18 protein-coding genes are annotated in these 21520 nt (G+C 67.9%); 11 read left to right on the top strand and 7 right to left on the bottom strand.

Features of this window, described 5'->3' with window-relative positions:
- Positions 1–184: 184 nt before the first annotated feature.
- Positions 185–1021, top strand: coding sequence for a presqualene diphosphate synthase HpnD (gene hpnD, locus Bsp3421_RS19775; RefSeq protein ID WP_274002599.1), 837 nt, complete (start codon positions 185–187; stop codon positions 1019–1021).
- A 33-nt stretch (positions 1022–1054) separates the two neighbouring features.
- On the opposite strand, the gene Bsp3421_RS19770 is transcribed toward hpnD, so the two are convergent.
- The 3 genes from Bsp3421_RS19770 to Bsp3421_RS19760 all read right to left on the bottom strand — a co-directional run bounded on the left by Bsp3421_RS19770 (position 1055) and on the right by Bsp3421_RS19760 (position 4162).
- A complete protein-coding gene (locus tag Bsp3421_RS19770; RefSeq protein WP_274002597.1) occupies positions 1055–2272 on the bottom strand; it encodes a DUF1501 domain-containing protein in 1218 nt (405 codons plus the stop codon).
- A 46-nt stretch (positions 2273–2318) separates the two neighbouring features.
- Positions 2319–3755, bottom strand: a complete 1437-nt coding sequence (locus Bsp3421_RS19765; RefSeq protein ID WP_274002595.1) for a DUF1800 domain-containing protein — start codon at positions 3753–3755, stop codon at positions 2319–2321.
- A 116-nt stretch (positions 3756–3871) separates the two neighbouring features.
- Entirely contained in the window at positions 3872–4162 is a 291-nt protein-coding gene (locus tag Bsp3421_RS19760) for a hypothetical protein (protein WP_274002593.1), read from the bottom strand.
- Positions 4163–4422: 260 nt separating this feature from the next.
- On the opposite strand from Bsp3421_RS19760, the gene ompR reads away from it, so the two are divergent.
- The 4 genes from ompR (at position 4423) to Bsp3421_RS19740 (ending at position 7904) form a co-directional block, all read left to right on the top strand.
- On the top strand, positions 4423–5157 hold the full coding sequence (gene ompR / locus Bsp3421_RS19755) for an osmolarity response regulator transcription factor OmpR (protein WP_004192636.1): 735 nt from the start codon (positions 4423–4425) through the stop codon (positions 5155–5157).
- A 37-nt stretch (positions 5158–5194) separates the two neighbouring features.
- Complete coding sequence (locus Bsp3421_RS19750; protein ID WP_274002591.1) at positions 5195–6556, top strand: ATP-binding protein; 1362 nt, start codon at positions 5195–5197, stop codon at positions 6554–6556.
- Between the two features lie 196 nt (positions 6557–6752).
- Positions 6753–7301 (top strand): peroxiredoxin, encoded by a 549-nt coding sequence (locus Bsp3421_RS19745; RefSeq protein ID WP_252985064.1) that lies wholly within the window; start codon positions 6753–6755, stop codon positions 7299–7301.
- Between the two features lie 75 nt (positions 7302–7376).
- Positions 7377–7904, top strand: a complete 528-nt coding sequence (locus tag Bsp3421_RS19740; RefSeq protein WP_274002589.1) for a carboxymuconolactone decarboxylase family protein — start codon at positions 7377–7379, stop codon at positions 7902–7904.
- Between the two features lie 89 nt (positions 7905–7993).
- Here the strand turns inward: Bsp3421_RS19740 and ispF are convergent, their stop codons facing one another.
- Together ispF and ispD are read right to left on the bottom strand one after the other, a co-directional pair.
- The gene (gene ispF, locus Bsp3421_RS19735; RefSeq protein WP_274002587.1) at positions 7994–8479 is read right to left on the bottom strand and encodes a 2-C-methyl-D-erythritol 2,4-cyclodiphosphate synthase; all 486 of its coding nucleotides are present in this window, start codon (positions 8477–8479) and stop codon (positions 7994–7996) included.
- A 34-nt stretch (positions 8480–8513) separates the two neighbouring features.
- A complete protein-coding gene (gene ispD / locus Bsp3421_RS19730) occupies positions 8514–9224 on the bottom strand; it encodes a 2-C-methyl-D-erythritol 4-phosphate cytidylyltransferase (protein ID WP_274002586.1) in 711 nt (236 codons plus the stop codon).
- A gap of 19 nt (positions 9225–9243) precedes the next feature.
- Here ispD and mfd point away from each other — a divergent pair, with 19 nt between their 5' ends.
- From mfd to Bsp3421_RS19705, 5 genes are all read left to right on the top strand, one after another.
- Positions 9244–12810: a transcription-repair coupling factor gene (mfd, locus tag Bsp3421_RS19725; RefSeq protein WP_274004284.1), complete on the top strand. Its 3567-nt coding sequence runs from the start codon at positions 9244–9246 to the stop codon at positions 12808–12810.
- Between the two features lie 113 nt (positions 12811–12923).
- A complete protein-coding gene (gene argE, locus Bsp3421_RS19720; protein WP_274002585.1) occupies positions 12924–14141 on the top strand; it encodes an acetylornithine deacetylase in 1218 nt (405 codons plus the stop codon).
- Positions 14142–14207: 66 nt separating this feature from the next.
- Positions 14208–15227 (top strand): threonine/serine dehydratase, encoded by a 1020-nt coding sequence (locus Bsp3421_RS19715; protein ID WP_274002584.1) that lies wholly within the window; start codon positions 14208–14210, stop codon positions 15225–15227.
- A gap of 146 nt (positions 15228–15373) precedes the next feature.
- Positions 15374–15781, top strand: coding sequence for a hypothetical protein (locus tag Bsp3421_RS19710; protein ID WP_274002582.1), 408 nt, complete (start codon positions 15374–15376; stop codon positions 15779–15781).
- Positions 15782–16614: 833 nt separating this feature from the next.
- Positions 16615–17058 (top strand): DUF3574 domain-containing protein, encoded by a 444-nt coding sequence (locus Bsp3421_RS19705; RefSeq protein ID WP_274002581.1) that lies wholly within the window; start codon positions 16615–16617, stop codon positions 17056–17058.
- A 12-nt stretch (positions 17059–17070) separates the two neighbouring features.
- On the opposite strand, the gene Bsp3421_RS19700 is transcribed toward Bsp3421_RS19705, so the two are convergent.
- Together Bsp3421_RS19700 and Bsp3421_RS19695 are read right to left on the bottom strand one after the other, a co-directional pair.
- Entirely contained in the window at positions 17071–17619 is a 549-nt protein-coding gene (locus Bsp3421_RS19700; RefSeq protein ID WP_274002579.1) for a cytochrome b, read from the bottom strand.
- A 205-nt stretch (positions 17620–17824) separates the two neighbouring features.
- Positions 17825–20335 (bottom strand): penicillin-binding protein 1A, encoded by a 2511-nt coding sequence (locus Bsp3421_RS19695; protein WP_274002577.1) that lies wholly within the window; start codon positions 20333–20335, stop codon positions 17825–17827.
- A gap of 466 nt (positions 20336–20801) precedes the next feature.
- Here Bsp3421_RS19695 and Bsp3421_RS19690 point away from each other — a divergent pair, with 466 nt between their 5' ends.
- Complete coding sequence (locus Bsp3421_RS19690) at positions 20802–21482, top strand: PspA/IM30 family protein (RefSeq protein WP_274002576.1); 681 nt, start codon at positions 20802–20804, stop codon at positions 21480–21482.
- Positions 21483–21520: the final 38 nt, after the last annotated feature.

Below are 21520 nucleotides of genomic sequence, written 5' to 3'. Positions count from 1 at the left end.
CCCTGCATGACAGGACAGCCGCCCAAAAGCGCGAGCGCGAGATTCTAACCGATCCGCATGCGCTTGTCTCTACCGGCGGCCCCGAATCCGCCGCGATGCTAGAATGCCGCGCGGTCCGCTGCGCGGCGGGCCGGCCCGCCCGCCGCCGCGCCCCGCCGTCCTCGCCCCCACTCGCTCCAGACCCGTGAATTTCGACGACTATTGCCAGCAGAAAGCCACGCCCCCAGGCTCCAGCGCCTACTACGCGCTGCGCCAGGCGCCGTACGCCCGCCAGCCACTCCTGACCGCGCTGTTCGCGTTGCGTCGCGAACTGGAGGAAACCGTCAAGGAAACGAGCGATCCGACCATCGGCCACACGAAGCTGGCCTGGTGGCAAAAGGAACTCGCCGCGCTCGCGGAAGGCCAGCCGTCGCATCCGGTGTCGAAGGCCCTGGCCGCGCACCATCCCGCGATCGCGACCGACGCACCGCTGCTGCAGGCGCTCGCCGCCGGCTTCCGGATGGATCTGGAGCAAGCCCGCTACCTCGATTTCGCGAACCTGCAGCGCTATCTCGACCAGGTCGGCGGCAGCTTCGCCACGCTCGTCGCGCGCGCCAGCGCCGGCCATGCCGACGCGGCGCAGGACGCCTGGGCCGCCGCCCTCGGTCGCGCGCTGATGCTCGCGCAACTGATCCAGGATCTCGGCAACGATGCGCGCCACGGCCGCATCTACGTGCCGATCGACGAGCTGCAACGCTATACCGTCACCGCCGCCGATCTGCTCAACCGCCGCTACAGCCCCGCGTTCACCGAGCTGATGCAGTATCAGGCGAACCGCGCGCGCGCCGCGCTCGACGTCGCGCTCGCCGCGATCCCCGCCGACGCACGCCGCGCGCAACGCACGCTGCGCGCGCAGGCGGCGCTCGCGCAGACGCTGCTCGAAGAAATCGCGCGCGACGGCTTCCAGGTCCTGCACCAGCGCATCGCGCTCACGCCGATCCGCAAGCTGTGGGTTGCGTGGCGCGCCGCGCGCAAGCGCTGACGCCCGCGCGCATCGCGCGCCCCACCGGCTCCGTCACACGCGCAGCAGCGGCAGCGGCTCGAAGCGCTGCCCAAGCACACCGGTCGCGTCGAGCCCCCACCACGGCCCCAGCACGGTCGCGTACAGCTGCCGGAAATCAACCGCGACCGGCAGGTTGCCGTTGCCGTCGAGCTGCCCCAGCGCGGGCGGCGCGCCATACAGCCCGCCCTTCACCCGCCCGCCCAGCACGAAATGCGGCGCGGCCGTGCCGTGATCGGTGCCGTTGCTCTGGTTCTCGCGCACCCGCCGGCCGAATTCCGCATACGTCATCACGAGCGTGTCGTTCCAGCGGCCCAGCTCGGTCAGCGCGGCGCGCATCGCGACCAGTCCGTCGGCAAGCTGCTTGAGCAGCGCGGCCTGCTGGCCGGGCTGGTTCTGGTGCGTGTCGAAGCCGTTCAAGGTGAGCCGCAACACCGCGACGCCCTGCCCCGGCGCGGGCGTGTGCTGCGGCGTATCGCACGCGGCGAGCACCTGCATCGCGGTCTTCACCGAGGTGCCGAACGCGCCCGCCGGAAACGCGGTCTTGAACGCGATCATCCCGTCGCGCGGCCGCAGCTTGTCGGCCGCTTTCACGATGTCGTTCTCGACGTCGATGATGTGCGCGAGCGCGGGATTCTGTTCGCGCAACGCGACGGGCTCGACGAGCCGTGCGGCGCGGATGAATTGCGCGGGATTGACGAGCGCGATCGCGCGCGCGCCGTTCGCGAGCGGCCCCATCTCGGCGCTGCCGAGCACCACGCCATCCGCGGCGAAACCCGCCGGCATCGGCGCCTGCGCGAACGCACGCGTGAGCCAGCCTTCGCGCAGGTATTCATCGGAGCGCGAAGCGGTGTCCCAGATCTCGATCGACCGGAAATGCGACAGGTTCGGCTGTGGATAGCCGACGCCCTGCACGATCGCGAGCTGTCGTTGCTGCCACAACGGCAGCAACGGCGCGAGCGACGGATGCAGCGCACTGTGTTCGTCGAGCTGCAATACCTGCTCGCGCTTGATGCCGATGTTCCTGCGCATCGCGTAGTAGGTCGGATCCGCATACGGGATCACGGTATTGAGGCCGTCGTTGCCGCCCTTCAGCTCGACGAGGATCAACACGTTCGAATAACGTGCGCCGCCGCGCACGGGCGCGCCTGCGGCCCAAGCGCCCGGCATCCACAGCGAGGCGCCCGCCGCCCCCGCGAGCCCTGTCAGGGCCAGAAAATCGCGTCGATTCATGATGCTGTCCTTCCATACACGGATCCCGCGCGCCGGCCGCGCGCGTTCATTTCAACTGGTAGGCCGGATCCATCAGCAGCGCCTGCAGATACGCGCTGCTCGTCGAGCCGGCCTCGATCGCCGCGACGGGGGTGAGCGGCAGCACCGCGTGCTGCAGCTGCAGTTCCGTCGAGACGTCCGGCTGCGTCTGCGGCTTGGTGCGATACGCGCCGAGCCAGCCGTCGAGATCGAAATGCATCCCGACCGCCGCCGGTTTCCCGGTCGACGCGCGCATCGCGGGCCGCCGCGCCGCCTCGGTTGCGCGGAACAGCTGCTCGACGAACTGCTTGCGCGCGAGCAGGGTCGTGCTGTTGATCCAGCTCACGCCGCCGGGCCAGCCTTTGACGTTCGGCGGGTAGAACAAGTTCTGTCCGAGCGCGCGCAAGGTGTTCACGAACTGCGCGGGATCGCCGTAGCTGACGTCGAACAGGCGTACGGTGCCCGCGACGAACTCGGCCGGCGACTTGATCAGCACGCCGCGATTGCCGTCGTCCCAGAACGCGTCCGACAGCAGCAGCTCGGACAGCGCCGCCTTGATGTCGTAGCCGCTTTGCCGGAAGCGCGCCGCGATCGCGTCGAGCCGCACGGGATCGGGCGTGTCCGAGACGAACTCGCGCCACAGCTTGCCGCCGATGAAACGCGCGGTCTCCGGTCGCGCGAGCAGGATGTCGAGCACCTGGTCGCCGTCGAACGGGCCGCTCTCGCCGAGCACGGTCTTGATCCCGTCGTCGTGAAGATTCGGACGCCAAACATATTGGAGCGTGTCGGGATCGAGGCTCCATCCGGTATACGCGCGCGCCGCTTCGGACACATCCCGCTGCGTGTAATGCCCTTCGCCGAGCGTGAACAGTTCCATCACCTCGCGCGCGAAGTTCTCGTTCGGCCGCCCCTTCCGGTTGTTCGCGCCGTCGAGGTACTGAAGCATCGCCGGGTCCTTCGCGACCGCGTGCAACAACGTGTCGAAACGTCCCAGCGCATGCCTGCGCAGCAGCCGGTGCTGCGCCGCCATCATCTGAGGATACGGAACCTTGTCCTGTCCCGAGGTAAAGTGGTTGTGCCAGAACAGCGTCATGCGCTCGGTCAGCGGCGACGGCGTGACGAGCATCTCGTGCACCCATCCGGCGCGCAGCGCCTCGTAGCGCTGGTTGCGCGTCTGCTGTTCCGCGCGCTGCTGCTCGGGCGTCCACGTCTGCCGCAGCGCGCGCGGCGGCGGCAGTTCGTCGGCCCAGCCGGGCGGCGGCGTGACGGCCTCGGTGCGCGCGCCGTCGAGCAGCGTCGCCACCGCCTGCGCGCGCGACAACCCCACGTAGCGCGCGACCTCGACGGACGGCGGCGAAAAGCCGGTGCGATTCAGCAGATGGCGCACGTCGTCGGCATCGACGGCGTCGGCGCGCGCATCGCCCGGATGCGTCGCGACGCGTGCGGTGGAATTCGAATGACTCATCGTGGAGCGCCCCCGGAAAGCGGTCGAAGCGACGCTTCGTCCTGGCGATTCAACGCGACGCGCATGCGCGCAGTTGACGGGGAAGTTGCAACCGCTTCTTTCCTGCGCGACGGCAATCAGCGCTTGTACAACTCGCGCACGGCGTCTTCGATGTGCTGGCGCAGCAAGTGCCGCTCCTCGGGGGTCATGTGGCCGTCGCGACGGCGCTGCTCGAGATCGGGCGGCACGGCGGAACGCGCGCCGTCGCCGCCGCGGTCCGCCTGCAACTGATGCGGCGGCGCGCCTTTTCCACGCGGCGCCTTGTAAGATTGCGCGCCGCGCTCCTGCCGCTGTGCACAAGCGAGGTTCGAGGCGAAGACGCCGGTGAACACGAGCGTCAGCACGAATGCAATCTTCGTCGACCGCATCACTGTTCTCGCTTCCTTCGTCGTTTTGTTCCCTTCGTCACGCGGCAACCGGCTTACCTCTGGCACTTGGAGAAACCCGGCGGAAATCGGGTGTGCAGATAATGGAAAAGTTGAGTGGGGGAGTATCTACTGAATCTCCAGTAGGAGTAAAGGAGTCTGTGCCGACTGTCTTTACTCCGCATCGTTGCACGGGTAAATTTTGTAACTGACTGTAACCCCTGAAAAATCGCAGCCGCGCGCTTTTTCCTAATCGCGATAAGATGCCGCTCATGGAAACAAAAAACCCCTCGAAAATTCTGGTCGTCGACGACGATCCGCGTCTGCGTGACCTGCTGCGCCGCTATCTCGGCGAGCAGGGTTTCAACGTCTATGTCGCCGAGAACGCGACGGCGATGAACAAGCTCTGGGTGCGTGAACGCTTCGACCTGCTCGTACTCGACCTCATGCTGCCGGGCGAGGATGGCCTGTCGATCTGCCGCCGCCTGCGCGGCAGCAACGACCGCACGCCGATCATCATGCTCACCGCGAAGGGCGAGGACGTCGATCGCATCGTCGGCCTCGAGATGGGCGCTGACGATTACCTGCCGAAACCTTTCAATCCGCGCGAGCTGGTCGCGCGCATCCATGCGGTGCTGCGCCGCCAGGCGCCCGCCGAACTGCCGGGCGCGCCGTCGGAAACCACCGAGGTGTTCGAGTTCGGCGAGTTCTCGCTGAACCTCGCCACGCGCACGCTGACCAAATCGGGTCAGGAGATTCCGCTGACCACGGGCGAGTTCTCGGTGCTGAAGGTGTTCGCGCGTCATCCGCGCCAGCCGCTGTCGCGCGAGAAGCTGATGGAGCTGGCGCGCGGCCGCGAATACGAAGTGTTCGACCGCAGCCTCGACGTGCAGATCTCGCGTCTGCGCAAGCTCATCGAGCCGGATCCGGGCAGCCCGCGCTTCATCCAGACGGTGTGGGGCCTCGGCTACGTGTTCATCCCCGACGGCGCGGCCTGATCCGCGCATACGCCCGCCCTGTTCGCCCGCCCGACCCATGCGTATTGTCCGGCGCCTTCTGACGCTCGTGTTCGGCGGGCTGTTCTGGCGCACCTTCTTCCTGATCGCGCTGCTGATCGCGGTCAGCCTCGCCGCGTGGTTCCAGAGCTTCCGCGTGATCGAGCGCGAACCGCGCGCGCAGCGCGTCGCGCTGCAGCTCGTCGCGGTCGTCAAGCTCACGCGCACCGCGCTGCTCTACTCCGATCCCGATCTGCGCCGCGCGCTCCTGCAGGACCTGGAGAGCAACGAAGGGGTGCGCGTCTATCCGCGCGAAAAAACCGACAAGTTCAAGCTGCAGCCCGACGAATCGCTGAACCGCCTGATCGAGCACGACATCCGCAGCCGCCTCGGCGACGATACCGTGATCGCGCAATCGGTCAACGACATCCCCGGCGTGTGGATCAGCTTCAAGATCGACGATGACGATTATTGGGTCGCGCTCGACCGCGATCAGCTCGATACCGTCACCGGCCTGCAATGGGCGGGCTGGGGCCTGTTCGCGCTCGCGCTGTCGCTGTTCGGCGCGGCGTTCATCACGAGCATCGTGAACCAGCCGTTCGCCCGGCTCGCGAGCGCCGCGCGCAAGCTCGGCTCGGGGCAGATCCCGGAGGCGCTGCCCGAGCGCGGGATGGGGGTCGCGGCCGAGACCAACCGCAGCTTCAACCAGATGGTGCGCGATCTCGAACAGCTGGAAGCCGATCGCGCGCTGATGCTGGCCGGCATCTCGCACGATCTGCGCACGCCGCTCGCGCGCCTGCGGCTCGAAACCGAAATGAGTCCGTCCGACCAGGCGACCAAGGACGCGATGGTCGACGACATCGAGCAGATGGACCGGATCATCGCGGCCTTCATCGATTACGCGCGCCCCGCGCAACGCACGCCGGAACCCGTCGACCTGTCGCTGATCGCCTACGAGGTCGCCGCGCGGCTCGCGAACGAGGACGGCGTGCGCATCACCACTCATCTCGCGCCCGCCGCCGTGATCGAGGCGGACGAGACCGACATGCGCCGCGTGCTCGGCAACCTCGTCGAGAACGCGCGCAAGTACGGCCAGAGCCGCGCGGACGGCATCGCGCACATCACGCTCGAAACCCGCGTAACGCACGCGCGGGTCGAACTCGCGGTGCGCGACGAGGGCCCCGGCATTCCCGAGGACCAGCTGGCGCTCGTGATGCGGCCCTTCTATCGCGTCGACACCTCGCGCAGCAAGGCGGACGGCACCGGGCTCGGCATGGCGATCGTGCTGCGGCTCGTCGGCCGCTATCGCGGCACGCTGCGGCTGCGCAACCGCACGCCGGACGCCGGCCTCGACGTCACGCTCGAATTCCCCAGCGGCCGCGGCGGCCGTGCGACCGCATGACGCAACCGACCGCCCGGCCCCACCCGGCCTGGGCTATCGACGCGGTTGAAAATGACTATCGGCTTTGTTAGTTAAAATCTATTGAAAGAATTATTTAATAGAGTTATAGTGGGTCCCGACGCTGTCATTGAAATGTTGCAGCAACGAAGTAGCTTTGACCCAGCAGTTCTTCCTACCTCATAACAGGAGCATCCGCATGAAAACCGTCGGCGATAAACTCGAAGCATTTACCGTTGTGGCCGCGAAGCCGGGCTTCAACCACCACGAAGAAAACGGTCAATCGGCCTTCGAAACGATCACCGAAGCCTCGTTCCCGGGCAAGTGGAAGATCATTTACTTCTACCCGAAGGATTTCACGTTCGTGTGCCCGACCGAAATCGTCGAATTCGCGAAGCTGACGAAGCAATTCGAAGAGCGCGACGCCATCCTGCTCGGCGGCAGCTCGGACAACGAATTCGTGAAGCTCGCATGGCGCCGTGAGCACAAGGACCTCGACAAGCTGAACCACTACGCGTTCGGCGACGTCAAGGGCGAGCTGATCGACCAGCTCGGCGTGCGCGACCAGGAAGCCGGCGTTGCACTGCGCGCGACCTTCATCGTCGACCCGGACAACACGATCCAGCACGTCTCGGTCAACAACCTGAACGTCGGCCGTAACCCGGACGAAATCCTGCGTATCCTCGACGGCCTGCAAACGGACGAACTGTGCCCGTGCAACCGCACCGTCGGCGGCGCAACGCTGTAAGCGCCCGATGCGTGAAGCCCGCGGCGAACGTGACGCCCGCGGGCTTTTTTAACGGCCCACCCATAGGAGATATCAATGGAATTCATCGATTCGATTAAGTCGCTTATCCCCGACTACGCGAAGGACATCCGCCTGAACCTCGACGGCACGATTTCCCGTTCGTCACTCGAAGGCGCCGACTCGGTCGGCGTGGCGCTCGCCGCCGCGTTCGCCGCGAAGAGCACGACGCTCGTCAACGCGATCCGTTCGGCCGGCGTGCTGTCGCCCGAGGAAACCAACGCGGCGCTCACCGCCGCGGCGCTGATGGGGATGAACAACGCCTGGTATCCGTACGTAGAAATGGCCGACGACGCGGACCTGAAGACCCAGCGCGCCGAATTGCGGATGGGCGCGTACGCTTCGCACGGCGGCGTCGACAAGCGCAAGTTCGAGATGTATGCGCTCGCCGCATCGATCGTCGGCAAGTGCCACTTCTGCGTGAAGTCACACTACGCGCTGCTGAAGAACGAACAAGGCATGACCGTCACGCAGCTGCGCGACGTCGGCCGCATCGCGTCGGTGATCAACGCCGCCGCGCAGGTGCTCGCCGCCGAAGGCAAGTAAGCGCGTCGCCCTAGCGCCATGAGAAACGCCACGCGCGATGCGTGGCGTTTTTTCGTCGGGACGCGACCGGCCCGATCCGCGTCGGCGCCTCAGTGCGCGCGGCGCACGAGCAGCGCGGCCGCCTGCGCCTCGATGCCCTCGCCCCGGCCGAGGTAGCCGAGCTTCTCGTTGGTCTTCGCCTTCACGTTGACCCGTTCGAGCGGCAGCCCGAGGTCCGCCGCGATGTTCGCGCGCATGCCCTCGATATGCGGGGCGAGCTTCGGCGCCTGCGCGATCACCGTGCTGTCGACGTTCTGGATCGTGAAACCCGCCTGCGCGATGCGCTCGGCGCAGGCGCGCAGCAGCACGCGGCTGTCCGCGCCCTTGAAGGCGGCGTCCGTATCCGAGAAGTGCCGGCCGATGTCGCCGAGCGCCGCGGCGCCGAACAGCGCGTCGGTGATCGCGTGCAGCAGCACGTCGGCGTCCGAGTGACCGAGCAGGCCGCGCTCGTACGGGATCGTCACGCCGCCGATGATCAGCGGCCGCCCGGGCACCAGTTGGTGAACGTCGTAGCCTTGTCCGATTCTGAAATCCATGCGTAATCCGATATGCGTGTGAGGAAAGCGTGAGTCAGGAAGCGTTGGCGGGCGCGGCGAGGATGGCCTCGGCGAGCGCGAAATCTTCCGGGTAGGTGACTTTGAAGTTGCGCAGGCTGCCCTGCACGACGCGCGGCGTGCGGCCCGCCCATTCGATCGCGCTGGCCTCGTCGGTCAGGTCATGGCCGTCGCGCTGCGCGGCCAGGATCGCGTCGCGGAGCATGCCGATCCGGAACATCTGCGGCGTCTGCGCCTGCCACAGGCCGTCGCGCGACTCGGTGCGCGCGATCGCGTCGCCGGCCGCCGGCACGCGCTTGAGCGTGTCCGCGACCGGCAGCGCGAGAATTCCGCCCACCGGGTCGGTCTTGAGCGCGCCGATCAGCGCGCGGATCAGCGCCGGCGTGATGCCGGGGCGCGCGGCGTCGTGCACGAGCACCCAGTCGGCATCGGTCGCGCCGTAGTCGGCCAGCTCCAGCAGGCCGTTCAGCACCGACGCCTGGCGCGACGCGCCGCCGCAGCGGCGCACCGCGAAGCGCAGGCCGGCGAAGCGGCGCGCGTCGAAATGGGTGTCGTCGGGCGAAATCACGACGAGCGTCTGCGCGAACTCGCTGCACGCGTCGAACGCGGCGAGCGTGTAATGCAGCAGCGCGCGGCCCGCGAGCGTGCGGTACTGCTTCGGCAGCGCCGAGCCGGAGCGGCTGCCGGTGCCGGCGCAGGGAATCAGGGCGAAAAGTCGGGGAGTCACGGAAGCGAACGCCGATAAGATTAAATTGAAGGACGGATTTTATAATAGGTCTTTCGCCCTGGCCGGCCCGCCGCACGACCGCCGCCCCCCGGGCCCCGCAACCCAGCCGCCTTCTATGCCAGACAACGCCTCTCCCCAGCCGTCTCCCGTCGCCCTCGTCAAGCCGGGCCAGCGTTTCGTGTTCGACGGCGCGCACGGCTCCGCCGACGCGCTCGCGATCGCCCGCTACCACGCCGCCCACCGCGAGCAGGTTCCGCTGCTCGCGGTGATCTGCGCGAGCGCCGTCGACGCGCAGCGGCTCGCGCACGAATTGCGCTATTTCGCGCCCGACGCGCGCGTGCGGCTGCTGCCCGACTGGGAAACCCTGCCCTACGACACCTTCTCGCCGCACCAGGACCTGGTGTCGGAGCGGCTCGCGACGCTGCACGACCTCGGCGAGGGGCGCTGCGACATCCTGCTCGCGCCCGCCACCACCGCGCTGTACCGGATGGCGCCCGCTTCGTTCATGGCCGCCTACACGTTCGCGTTCGCGCAGGGCGAGCGGCTCGACGAGGCGCGCCTGAAGGCTCAGCTGACGCTGGCCGGCTACGAGCACGTGAGCCAGGTGATGCGACCCGGCGAGTATTGCGTGCGCGGCTCGCTGATCGACCTGTATCCGATGGGCTCGCCGCTGCCGTACCGGATCGACCTGTTCGACGATCAGGTCGACTCGATCCGCGCGTTCGATCCGGACACCCAGCGCAGCCTGTATCCGGTCCGCGACGTGCGGCTGCTGCCGGGGCGCGAGTTCCCGTTCGACGAGGCCGCGCGCACCGCGTTCCGCAGCCGCTGGCGCGAAACCTTCGAGGGCGACCCGAGCCGCGCGCCGACCTACAAGGACATCGGCAACGGCGTGCCGTCGGCGGGCATCGAATACTACCTGCCGCTGTTCTTCGAGGACACGGCCACGCTGTTCCACTACCTGCCGGAACATGCGCAGCTCGTGTTCTGCGGCGATCTCGACGTCGCGATCAAGCGCTTCACCGCCGAGACGAAGCAGCGCTACAACTTCCTGTCGCACGATCGCGAGCGGCCGATCCTGGAGCCGCGCCGGCTGTTCCTCAGCGACGACGACTTCTACACGCTGGCCAAGCCGTTCGCGCGCGTGGTGCTGACCGCCCAGCCGGCGGGCGGCTGGGCGACGCCGCTGCCGCCGCTCGCGCTCGACCGCCATGCGGACGATCCGCTCGCGACGCTGCGCAGCTACCTCGACACGACGCCGAACCGCGTGCTGTTCACCGTCGAGTCGGCCGGCCGTCGCGAGACCATCGCGCAACTGCTCGCCGAGCATCATCTGCGCGCGGGCTCGACCGACAGCTTCGCCGCGTGGCTCGCGAGCGACGCGCGCTTCGCGCTCGGCGTCGCCCCGCTCGCGAACGGCTTCGCGATTCCCGGCGAAGGCTACGCGATCATCACCGAGACCGAGCTGTACGGCGCGCTCGGCCGGCGCGCCGGACGGCGGCGCCAGGAACAGGCGAGCAACGTCGACGCGATGGTGCGCGACCTGTCCGAACTCAAGATCGGCGATCCGGTCGTGCACGCGCAGCACGGCATCGGCCGCTACATGGGGCTCGTGTCGATGGATCTCGGCGAAGGCGAGACCGAGTTCCTGCACCTCGAATACTCGGGCGACAGCAAGCTCTACGTCCCCGTCGCGCAATTGCACGTGATCTCGCGCTACAGCGGCGCGGATCCCGACAGCGCGCCGCTGCACGCGCTCGGCTCCGGCCAGTGGGAGCGCGCCAAGCGCCGTGCCGCCCAGCAGATCCGCGACACCGCGGCCGAGCTGCTGAACCTGTACGCGCGGCGCGCGGCGCGCGAGGGCCACGCGTTCGCGCTCGAGCCGCGCGACTACGTGAAGTTCGCGGAAAGCTTCGGTTTCGAGGAAACGCCCGATCAGGCCGCCGCGATCGCCGCGGTGATCGGCGACATGACGAGCGGCAAGCCGATGGACCGGCTCGTGTGCGGCGACGTCGGCTTCGGCAAGACCGAGGTCGCGCTGCGCGCGGCCTTCATCGCGGTGATGGGCGGCAAGCAGGTCGCGCTGCTGTCGCCGACCACCCTGCTCGCCGAGCAGCACACGCAGACCTTCATCGACCGCTTCGCGGACTGGCCCGTGCGGATCGCCGAGCTGTCGCGCTTCAAGTCCACCAAGGAAGTGAACGCGGCGATCGCGCAGATCAACGAGGGCAGCGTCGACATCGTGATCGGCACGCACAAGCTGCTGTCGTCCGACGTGCAGTTCAAGCGGCTCGGCCTCGTGATCATCGACGAGGAACACCGTTTCGGCGTGCGCCAGAAGGAAGCGCTCAAGGCGCTGCGCGCGGAGGTCGACGTGCTCACGCTGACCGCGACGCCGATCCCGCGCACGCTCGGGATGGCGCTCGAGGGCCTGCGCGACTTCTCGGTGATCGCCACCGCGCCGCAGAAGCGGCTCGCGATCAAGACCTTCGTGCGCCGCGAGGAGGACAGCGTGATCCGCGAGGCGATGCTGCGCGAGCTGAAGCGCGGCGGCCAGGTGTACTTCCTGCACAACGAGGTCGAGACGATCGAGAACCGCAAGTCGATGCTCGAGGCGCTGGTGCCCGAGGCGCGCATCGTGATCGCGCACGGCCAGATGCACGAGCGCGAGCTGGAGCGCGTGATGCGCGACTTCGTCGCGCAGCGCGCCAACGTGCTGCTGTGCACCACCATCATCGAGACCGGCATCGACGTGCCGAGCGCCAACACCATCCTGATGCACCGCGCGGACAAGTTCGGCCTCGCGCAGCTGCACCAGTTGCGCGGCCGGGTCGGCCGCTCGCACCACCAGGCCTACGCGTACCTGCTGGTGCACGATCCGCAGGCGCTGACCAAGCAGGCGCAGCGCCGGCTCGAAGCGATCCAGCAGATGGAGGAGCTGGGCTCCGGCTTCTATCTCGCGATGCACGACCTCGAGATCCGCGGCACGGGCGAGGTGCTCGGCGACAAACAGTCGGGCGAGATCCACGAGATCGGCTTCCAGCTGTACACGGAGATGCTCAACGACGCGGTGAAGGCGCTCAAGAACGGCAAGGAGCCCGACCTCAACGCGCCGCTCGCCGCGACCACCGAGATCAACCTGCACGCGCCCGCGATCCTGCCCGCCGACTATTGCGGCGACGTGCAGGAACGCCTGTCGCTGTACAAGCGGCTCGCGAACTGCGAGCACGGCGATGCGATCGACGGCATCCAGGAGGAACTGATCGACCGCTTCGGCAAGCTGCCGCCGCCCGCGCACGCGCTCGTCGAGACACACCGCCTGCGGCTCGCCGCGAAGCCGCTCGGGATCGTCAAGATCGATGCGAGCGAGGCCGCGATCGGGCTGCAGTTCATCCCGAATCCGCCGATCGACCCGATGCGCATCATCGACATGGTCCAGAAGCACCGCCACGTGAAGCTCGCCGGCCAGGACCGGCTGCGCATCGAGACGCGCACGCCCGACCTCGCGATCCGCGTGTCGACCGTCAAGGAAACGCTGCGCGCGCTCGGCCAGCCGGTCGCGCAGCGCGCGGCGGCGAGCCGCTAGCCCGACGGCCGGCACATCGGCGCACCAAAAATGTTGCGCTGCACCGCGGCCCGCTGAAGCGGGCCGCGGTGTTTTTGAGTATGATTTTTGGATTGATCAGCCGGAGTCTCGCCATGTCCACCCTCGACGCAACGGCCCCGTCCGCTGCTCCGCCCACCTCCCCTTCCTCGCGCATCAGCCTGCCCTGGGTCGAACGCCTCGTGTCGATCGACACGACGAGCCGCGTGCCGAACCTCGGCCTGATCGAGATGGTGCGCGATGCGCTCGCCGCGCGCGGCATCGCCTCGACGCTCACCCACGATGCGCGCGAAGGCTGGGCCAACCTGTTCGCGACCGTGCCCGCGCATGACGGCTCGACCGACGGCGGCATCGTGCTGTCCGGCCACACCGACGTGGTGCCGGTCGACGGCCAGTCGTGGGACAGCGACCCGTTCCGCCCGGAGATCCGCGACGGCAAGCTGTACGGCCGCGGCACCTGCGACATGAAAGGCTTCATCGGCACGGCGCTCGCGCTGCTGCCGGAGATGCAGTCGGCGCGGCTCGCGAAGCCGATCCATTTCGCGCTGTCCTACGACGAGGAGGTCGGCTGCGTGGGCGCCCCGCTCCTGATCGCCGACCTGCAAAAGCGCGGTCTCAAACCGAGCGGCTGCATCGTCGGCGAGCCGAGCAGCATGCGGCCGATCATCGCGCACAAGGGCATCAACGCCTACCGCTGCTGCGTGCGCGGCCACGCGGCGCACTCGTCGCTGACGCCGAAGGGCCTGAACGCGATCGAGTACGCGGCGCGGCTCATCTGCCACATCCGCGACATCGCCGACCAGTTCCGCGCCGAGGGCCCGTTCGACGCGCTGTACGACGTGCCGTTCACGACCGCGCAGACGAGCCTGATCCAGGGCGGCAACGCGATCAACACCGTGCCGGCCGAATGCCGGTTCTCGTTCGAGTTCCGCAATCTGCCGACGCTCGACCCGGACCGGATCTTCGCGCGCATCGACGCTTATGCGCGCGAGACGCTGCTGCCGCGGATGCAGCAGGAACACCCGAACGCCGCGATCGAGTTCACGAAGATCGCCGCCGCGCCGGGGCTCGATTCGACCGAGCAGGCCGCGATCACCGAACTGGTGCGCGCGCTGACGGGCGACCAGGACAAGCGCAAGGTCGCCTACGGCACCGAGGCCGGGCTGTTCGCGCTCGCGGGCATTCCGAGCGTCGTGTGCGGGCCCGGCGACATCGAGCAGGCGCACAAGCCGAATGAATACGTATCGCTTGATCAGCTCGACGCATGCGAGCGCTTTCTGCGCAAGTTCATCCACAGCATGACGCTCGTCTGATTCCGCGACGACGGACGCACTGCCGCGCCGGGCGACCGGCGCTCTCGTCACCCACCGCGCAAGGCCATGCCGACTTCACAACAGAGCAACGCTCATTTGACGATCAACGGCGAGCCGATCCCGACGCTCGACGAAATTGCCGCGCAGCACTTCGCGCTCACGCCGTGGGTGACGCGCACGCCGGTATTCGAGCGCACCGGCCTGCCGGCGCTCGACAACACCCACGTGAACTTCAAGTTCGAGCTGCTGCAGGCGAGCGGCAGCTTCAAGGCGCGCGGCGCGTTCACCAACCTGCTCGCGCTCGACGAGAGCCGGCGCAGCGCCGGCGTGACCTGCGTGTCGGCCGGCAATCATGCGGCCGCGGTCGCCTACGCCGCGATGCGGCTCGGCTGCAGCGCGAAGGTGGTGATGTTCTACGGCTCGAATCCCGCCCGCATCGCGCTGTGCCGCCAGTACGGCGCGGACGTCGTGATGGCGGGCGCGCCCGACGAGGCCTTCGACGCGGTGCGCCGCATCGAGGCCGAGGAAGGCCGCTTCTTCGTGCATCCGTTCAGCGGCTATCACACGATCCTCGGTACCGCGACGCTCGGCTACGAATGGGCGACGCAAACGCCCGATCTCGATGCGGTGATCCTCCCGATCGGCGGCGGCGGCCTCGCGGCCGGCGTGTCGACCGCGCTGCGCCTCGCGAATCCGCGCGTCCATGTGTACGGCGTCGAGCCCGAGGGCGCGGACGTGATGAGCCGCAGCTTCGCGGCGAACCACACCGTGAAGATCGGCCCGATGCGGACCATCGCCGATTCGCTGACCGCGCCGCACACCGAGGAATACAGCTACGAGCTGTGCCGGCGGCACATCGACCGGCTCGTCACGGTCTCGGACGATGCGCTGCGCGCGGCGATGCTGTTCCTGTTCACCTATCTGAAGGTCGCCGTCGAGCCGGCCTGCGCGGCGGCCACGGCCGCGCTGCTCGGCCCGCTGCGCGAGACGCTGCAGGGCAAGCGGGTCGGCGTGCTGCTGTCGGGCACCAACACCGATCCCGTCACGCTCGCGACGCATCTCGAACATGCGCGCCTGCAACGCTGAACCCCCGCGCTTATCCCCGGATTCCGTTGAAGAGCATGTGGACAAGCGCCTGACAAGCTCGCTAAGCTGTTGAACCACCGCCCCTTTTCCATCGCGCCGCAAAAGCGGTCCCGGCCCGTCCGGCGCCGCGCCCGAATGGAGCTCGCATGACTCGATGGCTGTCCGTCACGATCTGGGCGCTGCAAGCCGGCACGCTGGGCGCCGCGTTCTGGAACCTGCGCCACACCCCGCCCGGGCGCGAATGGCTCGACCATCCGTGGAGCTACATCGCGCTCACCCTCGTCTTCGCCTTCTTCATCGGCTCGGAGTTCGGCCGCGCCTACGCGCGCTTCACGCGCGGCGGAACGGCCCGGCGGCTGATGCTGTCGCTGCTGTGCGGCGCGCTGCTGATCTGGGCCAACGGGCTCGGCTATCAGCGCATCGTGATCGAGCAGCAGGCCGAAGTCGGCGTGCCGCTCGGCGCACTGTGGATCGGACTCCTCGCCTTGCTCGTGCTGCTCGGCGTCGGCTTCGGCCGGCACGACGCGGTATCGGTCCGGCGCGTGGCGGCATGACGCGAAGCACGTCGGTTATCCCCAGTTTCTGTTGAAAGTCCTGTTGATAAGCCTGGGGCAGCCGCGCCAAGTCCTTGATCCGCCTCGCTTCATGCCACCTGGTGCGCAGGGTGGCGCGACCGCGCGCGCGCCGCGTCTCCGCAACGATTGCGCCGGGTTTGACGGCTTCAGCGCGCGTCCGCCGATGCCAAACAGCGTGTCGTTCGCGGGTTCGGAGAAACAACGGCCAGGTGACGACGGCTCCGCCCGGCAACCCGAGTTATGCACATTTTGTGTTGACAGCCCTGTTGATAACCGCCCGGAGAAACGCGCAAGCGCTTGAATGCGCAACGTTTTGCTTCATTGCCTCGGCATGCGTGCAAAGACGGCGCGCATGCGGGATTGCCTTGCGCTCGAAATCAAGCACACCGATATATCGGACCCGGGGCCGACCGCATGGCGGGCGACCCGCCGGCGCATGAGATCCGTCGCGATCGCGACGCGCGGCGAAGCGAGGCGAACGTCGAGCGCATCGAGGCGCGTGAAAACGTTTCTCTTCGCCGCACCCCAGGCGCGTCTCGACGGCCGCGAGGAGGACGATCATGCATGCCGCGATGCGCGGGAGCTGCCGGAACGCCTGCGCAGTTATGCACAGATTGTGTTGACAGCCTTGTTGATAAGCCAAGGAACAAGCGCCCAAGTCATTGAACGCGCGACGTTTTACGCAACTGCCACCGCGACGGCGCACTGCCCGGCAATACAGCATGCTTGGAAGGCCTCGCCATCGATGCCACACTCACGAACCGCGTCGCGCAACGCGCGCCGCCGGCTTCCTCCCGCCTCGGATCGCCATCATGTCCACCCGACTGCCCGGCCTCGTGCTCTGCATCTTCCTGCTCTCCGGCTGCGCGGCCCGCTTCGGCCAACCCGCCCCGGGCATGACCTCGTCCACGGCCTGCGCGCAGGCCGGCGGCAGCCAGGCGCTGCAAGCCGAACTGCTGTTCGGCCGCGACATCGCCGGGCGCGGCCCCGTCAGTGACGCCGAACGCGCGGCGTTCCTCGCGGACGTCGTCACGCCGCGCTTTCCGGACGGGCTCACCTACTGGGATACGCATGGCCAGTGGCGCGACCGCGCGAGCGGCGGCATCACGCGCGAGGACAGCTTCGTGATCCGCGTGATCGCACCCGACACGGCTGCCACGCACACGCGTCTCGCCGAGATCCGCCGCGCGTACATCGTGCAATTCAAGCAGGAGTCGGTCGGCCTGCTGCTCGCGCCGACCTGCGCGTCGTTCTGACCGCGCACGGCCTCACAGCATGCGTTTCAGCACGCCGTTGCGTGAGATGAAGTGATGCTTGAGCGCCGCGCCGACATGCAGCGCGACCAGCGCCATCAGCGTGTAGCAGGCGATCTTGTGCAATACGAACCAGTGCTCGGTGATGGGGCCCGCCGCATACGGCGTGCGGATATACAGCAGCCCGAACAGCCAGTAGCCGTCGGGCACCATCACGAAGCCGCTAAACAGCACGAAGGCGACGAGCGCATAGATCAACGCATGCACCACGTGCGCGATCGCGCGCTGCGGAGCCGGGATCGCGTCGAGCTCGGCCGGCGCCTCGCGGAAGAAAGACCAGAGGAAGCGGATCGGAAACAGCGCGATCAGGCACGACGCAAGCGACATGTTGAGCGTCGACACGAACTTCCAGAGCGCGGGATGCTCGATGACGTGCAATGAGAATCCGGCCGCCATCGTGTAGAAGATCACGGCGGCGAAAATCCAGTGCAAGGCGCGCGACAGCGCGTCGTACCGGTGGCGCGGCGCGGGCGGCATGCGGACGGGCGGCATGACAGCTGACATGGTTCAAGGCTCCTCGGACGGAGACGGCGCGCGCCGCCCCGTGCAAAAAAGCGCCCAGTGTCCTGCGCGGCGACGCGCGCCCCAAGGTTCCTCAGCATTTCCTCAACGACCCCGCCGCCCGCAAGCCGGCCGCAAACGACGAAGGGCGCCCACGGGCGCCCTTCGAAGTCGCGACGCGCGCCCGGCGAGGCGCGCGCTCAACCCATCATGGCTTGTTGCTCTCGAACATATCCATGATCTGCTGCTTCTCCTGCTGCGTCACGGGCGGCGGCGTGAGGCCCGCCGCACCCGCCGCGCCGAGCGCGTCGTTCGCACTCATCGGGTTCGCCGCCGGATTGATGTCCACGCTCGCGACGAAGCCGTTGCCCGGCGTGCGATCGGCGTAGTAAAGCTCGCCGTCGAGCGTCGTCAGGCCGTCGGGCATCGGCATCTGCTGCTCGGGCACGCCCTTGAGCGCTGTGCGCATGTAGTTGACCCAGATCGGCAGCGCCAGCTGCGCGCCGAATTCACGGCTGCCGAGGCTCTTCGGCTGGTCGAAGCCCATCCACGCGACCGCGACGAGCGACGACTGATAGCCGGCGAACCAGCCGTCTTTCGCGTCGTTGGTGGTACCGGTCTTGCCTTGCAGGTCGCCGCGGCCGAGCGCGTTCGTGCCCGCCCCGGTGCCGGCCGTCGCGACCGTGTGCAGCAGGCTGTTCATCACGTATGCGTTGCGCGCCTCGACGGTGCGCTGCGCGTTGCTGCCCGCCACCAGCGGCTGCGCCTTCTGCAGCGCCTGGCCGCGCGCGTCGTCGACTTCCGCGATCAGGTACGGATCGACCTTGTAGCCGCCGTTCGCGAACACCGCGTAGCCCGTCGCCAGCTGCAGCGGCGTGACGAGCCCCGCGCCGAGCGCCATCGGCAGGTACGGCGGCGTCTTCGCCGGATCGAAGCCGAAGCGCTGCGTCACGTAGTCCTGCGCGTACTGCGTGCCGATCGACGCGAGAATCCGGATCGACACGAGGTTCTTCGAACGTTGCAGCGCGGTGCGCATCGGCATCGGGCCGTCCGGCTGGTCGTCGTCCTTCGGCTCCCACGCGGTGCCGCCCGGCACGCTCGGCGGGAAGTACAGCGGCGCGTCGTTGATGATCGTGGCCGGCCCGAGGCCCTTTTCGAGCGACGCCGAGTAGATGAACGGCTTGAACGACGAACCCGGCTGCCGCCACGCCTGCGTGACGTGGTTGAACTTGTTCTTGTTGAAGTCGAAGCCGCCCACCAGCGAGCGGATCGCGCCGTCCTGCGGCGCGATCGCGACAAGCGCGCCCTCGACCTGCGGCAGCTGCACGATCTGCCATGCGTCCTTCGCGTCCTTCATCACGCGCACGATCGAACCGGGCTTGATGCGCAGCGCATCCGACGCGCGCGGGCTCAGCCCCGCCGCGACGAAGCGCAGGCCCGCGCCGCCGATCGCCGTGGTCGCGCCGCCGACGAACTGCACCTGCACCGCGTTCGGCGCGGCGCTCAGCACCACGGCCGATTGCAGGTCGCCGTTGTCCGGGTGATCGGCGAGCGCATCGTCGATCGCCTCGTCGCGGTCGTCGCCCGGCTGCGCCAGCGCGACGAAGCCTTCCGGCCCGCGATAGCCGTGCCGGCGCTCGTAATCCATGATGCCGCGCCGCACCGCCTGGTAGGCCGCTTCCTGGTCGGCCGCGTTGACCGTCGTCGTCACGGTCAGCCCGCGCGTATAGGTCTCGTCCTTGTACTGCGCGTACATCATCTGGCGCACCATCTCCGAGATGTACTCGCCGTGCACCGCGTACTGGTTGCCCGGCGTGCGCGTATGAAGCTCCTCCTTGAGCGCCGCGTCGTACTGCGGCTGCGTGATGTAGCCGATCTCGAGCATGCGCTTCAGGATGTATTCCTGGCGCACCTTCGCGCGCTTCGGATTGACCACCGGGTTGTACGCGGACGGCGCCTTCGGCAGCCCGGCGAGCATCGCCGCCTCGGCCAGCGTGATGTCCTTCAAGTCCTTGCCGAAGTACACGCGCGCGGCGGCCGCGAAGCCGTACGCGCGCTGGCCGAGGTAGATCTGATTCATGTACAGCTCGAGGATCTGGTCCTTCGTCAGCGCCTTCTCGATCTTGTACGCGAGCAGCATTTCGTAGATCTTGCGCGTGTAGGTCTTCTCGCTCGACAGGAAGAAGTTGCGCGCGACCTGCATCGTGATCGTGCTCGCGCCCTGGCGCGCGCCGCCGTGCATCAGGTCGGCCACGCCCGCGCGCAGGATGCCGAGGAAATCGACGCCGCCGTGATCGTAGAAACGGTAGTCCTCGATCGCGAGCACCGCCTTCTTCATCACGTCGGGAATGTCCTGGAAGCGCACGAGGCTGCGCCGCTCCTCGCCGAATTCGCCGATCAGCACGTGGTCCGCCGTATACACGCGCAACGGCACCTTCGGCTGGTAGTTGGTCAGCGCGTCGAGCGACGGCAGCTGCGGCGCCATCACCACCAGCGCGTAGCCGACGATCAGCGCGCCGACCACCGCGGCGATCGCGAACAGGCCCGCGAACCACAGCGCGACGCGCGAGCCGAACGAACGGCCGCCGCGCCCGCGCCGGTCGTCGTGCGCATCGTCGTCATCTTCGTCGGTGTAGTAGGCGCCCGACGGCGCCCGTCGCAGCGAGTAATGGTGTTCGTTCGTGGGGCGAGAAGAGGACGGTCGTTTAATGATAGGCATGTCGGAATGGCGGGCGCGTGGCGCGCGCCTCGGGCGCGGGCAGAAAGCCGCGCGTGGATCGTTGAACGTAGCGCCGTGAAGCGTATCACGTCGACAGACCCCTGCATGCGGTGATCCGTTCCCGCGACGTAACAGCGCATTTTAATGAAATCGCCCCGCCCCCTCCTCGATTTTTTGTAAAAAATCCTTAGCCCCGACGCCGCGCGGCCGCGCCCGGCGCGCCGCGCGCCTATGATGGAAGCGGAATGCGCGATGCGCGGGCAATGCTTTCGAATTGAAAGCAACGCGCCGTGAAAAAAGCCTGCGGCGCGCCACTGGAAATTCACGCAACCGTCCTTATCTGGCGCTCACCGGCCCGCTTCTTCCGGCCCGTTTTTAAGCGGGTTTTAAGCGAACCGGTGGTGTAATATCCGCCGACGTCGGCCCATGCCGACGCGCGCATTGCCATTCATCCACGGAGGTATTCATGTCGCTCTTCGACTCTATTTCGCGCACGCTCAAAGGCCTGCTCAACGATGCGGCCGATTCGGTGCAGGATCCGTCGCGCGACGCACGCCAGATCGTGCGGGAGCTCGACGACAGCATCGGCCGCGCGGAAAACTCGCTGATCGAGATCGAGGCGCAGGTCGCCACCCAGCGCAGCAAGCGCGACGCGGCCGACGACAAGGCGCGCAAGTACGAGGAAGGCGCGAAGCGCGCGCTGCAATCCGGCGACGAAGCGCTCGCGCGCGAGGCGCTCGGCGCGCAGGCGAACGCCGAGGCGGAGCGCAATGCGCTCGGCGCCGAACTCGTGACGCTCGAACCGTCGGTCGACAAGCTGAAGGCGCAGATCGCCGACATGCGCCAGCGCCGCAACGACCTGAACGCCCGCTCGAACATCCTGCAGGCCAAGCAGGAGATCGCGCAGGCCAAGGACGTCGCGGCCACCGCGCTCGGCGGCATCGGCGGCAAGGATCTGTCGGGCGATTTCCAGAAGCTCGAGGACAAGGTCACGCTGTCGAACGCCCGTTCCGACGCCCGCCTCAATTCGGCCGACACCGCGAGCGGCAAGGGGCTCGACGACAAGCTCGCGGCCCTCAGCAAGGGGCCGTCGGTCGACGATCGCCTCGAGGCGCTGAAGAAGCAACTGAACACGCCGGCCCAGTAACGCATTGTCCCAATGGCCGGCGCGCCGCGCCCGGCGCC

The sequence above is a fragment of the Burkholderia sp. FERM BP-3421 genome, assembly GCF_028657905.1.
Taxonomy (GTDB): Bacteria; Pseudomonadota; Gammaproteobacteria; order Burkholderiales; family Burkholderiaceae; genus Burkholderia.
This window is presented reverse-complemented; position numbering and strand designations above follow the sequence as displayed.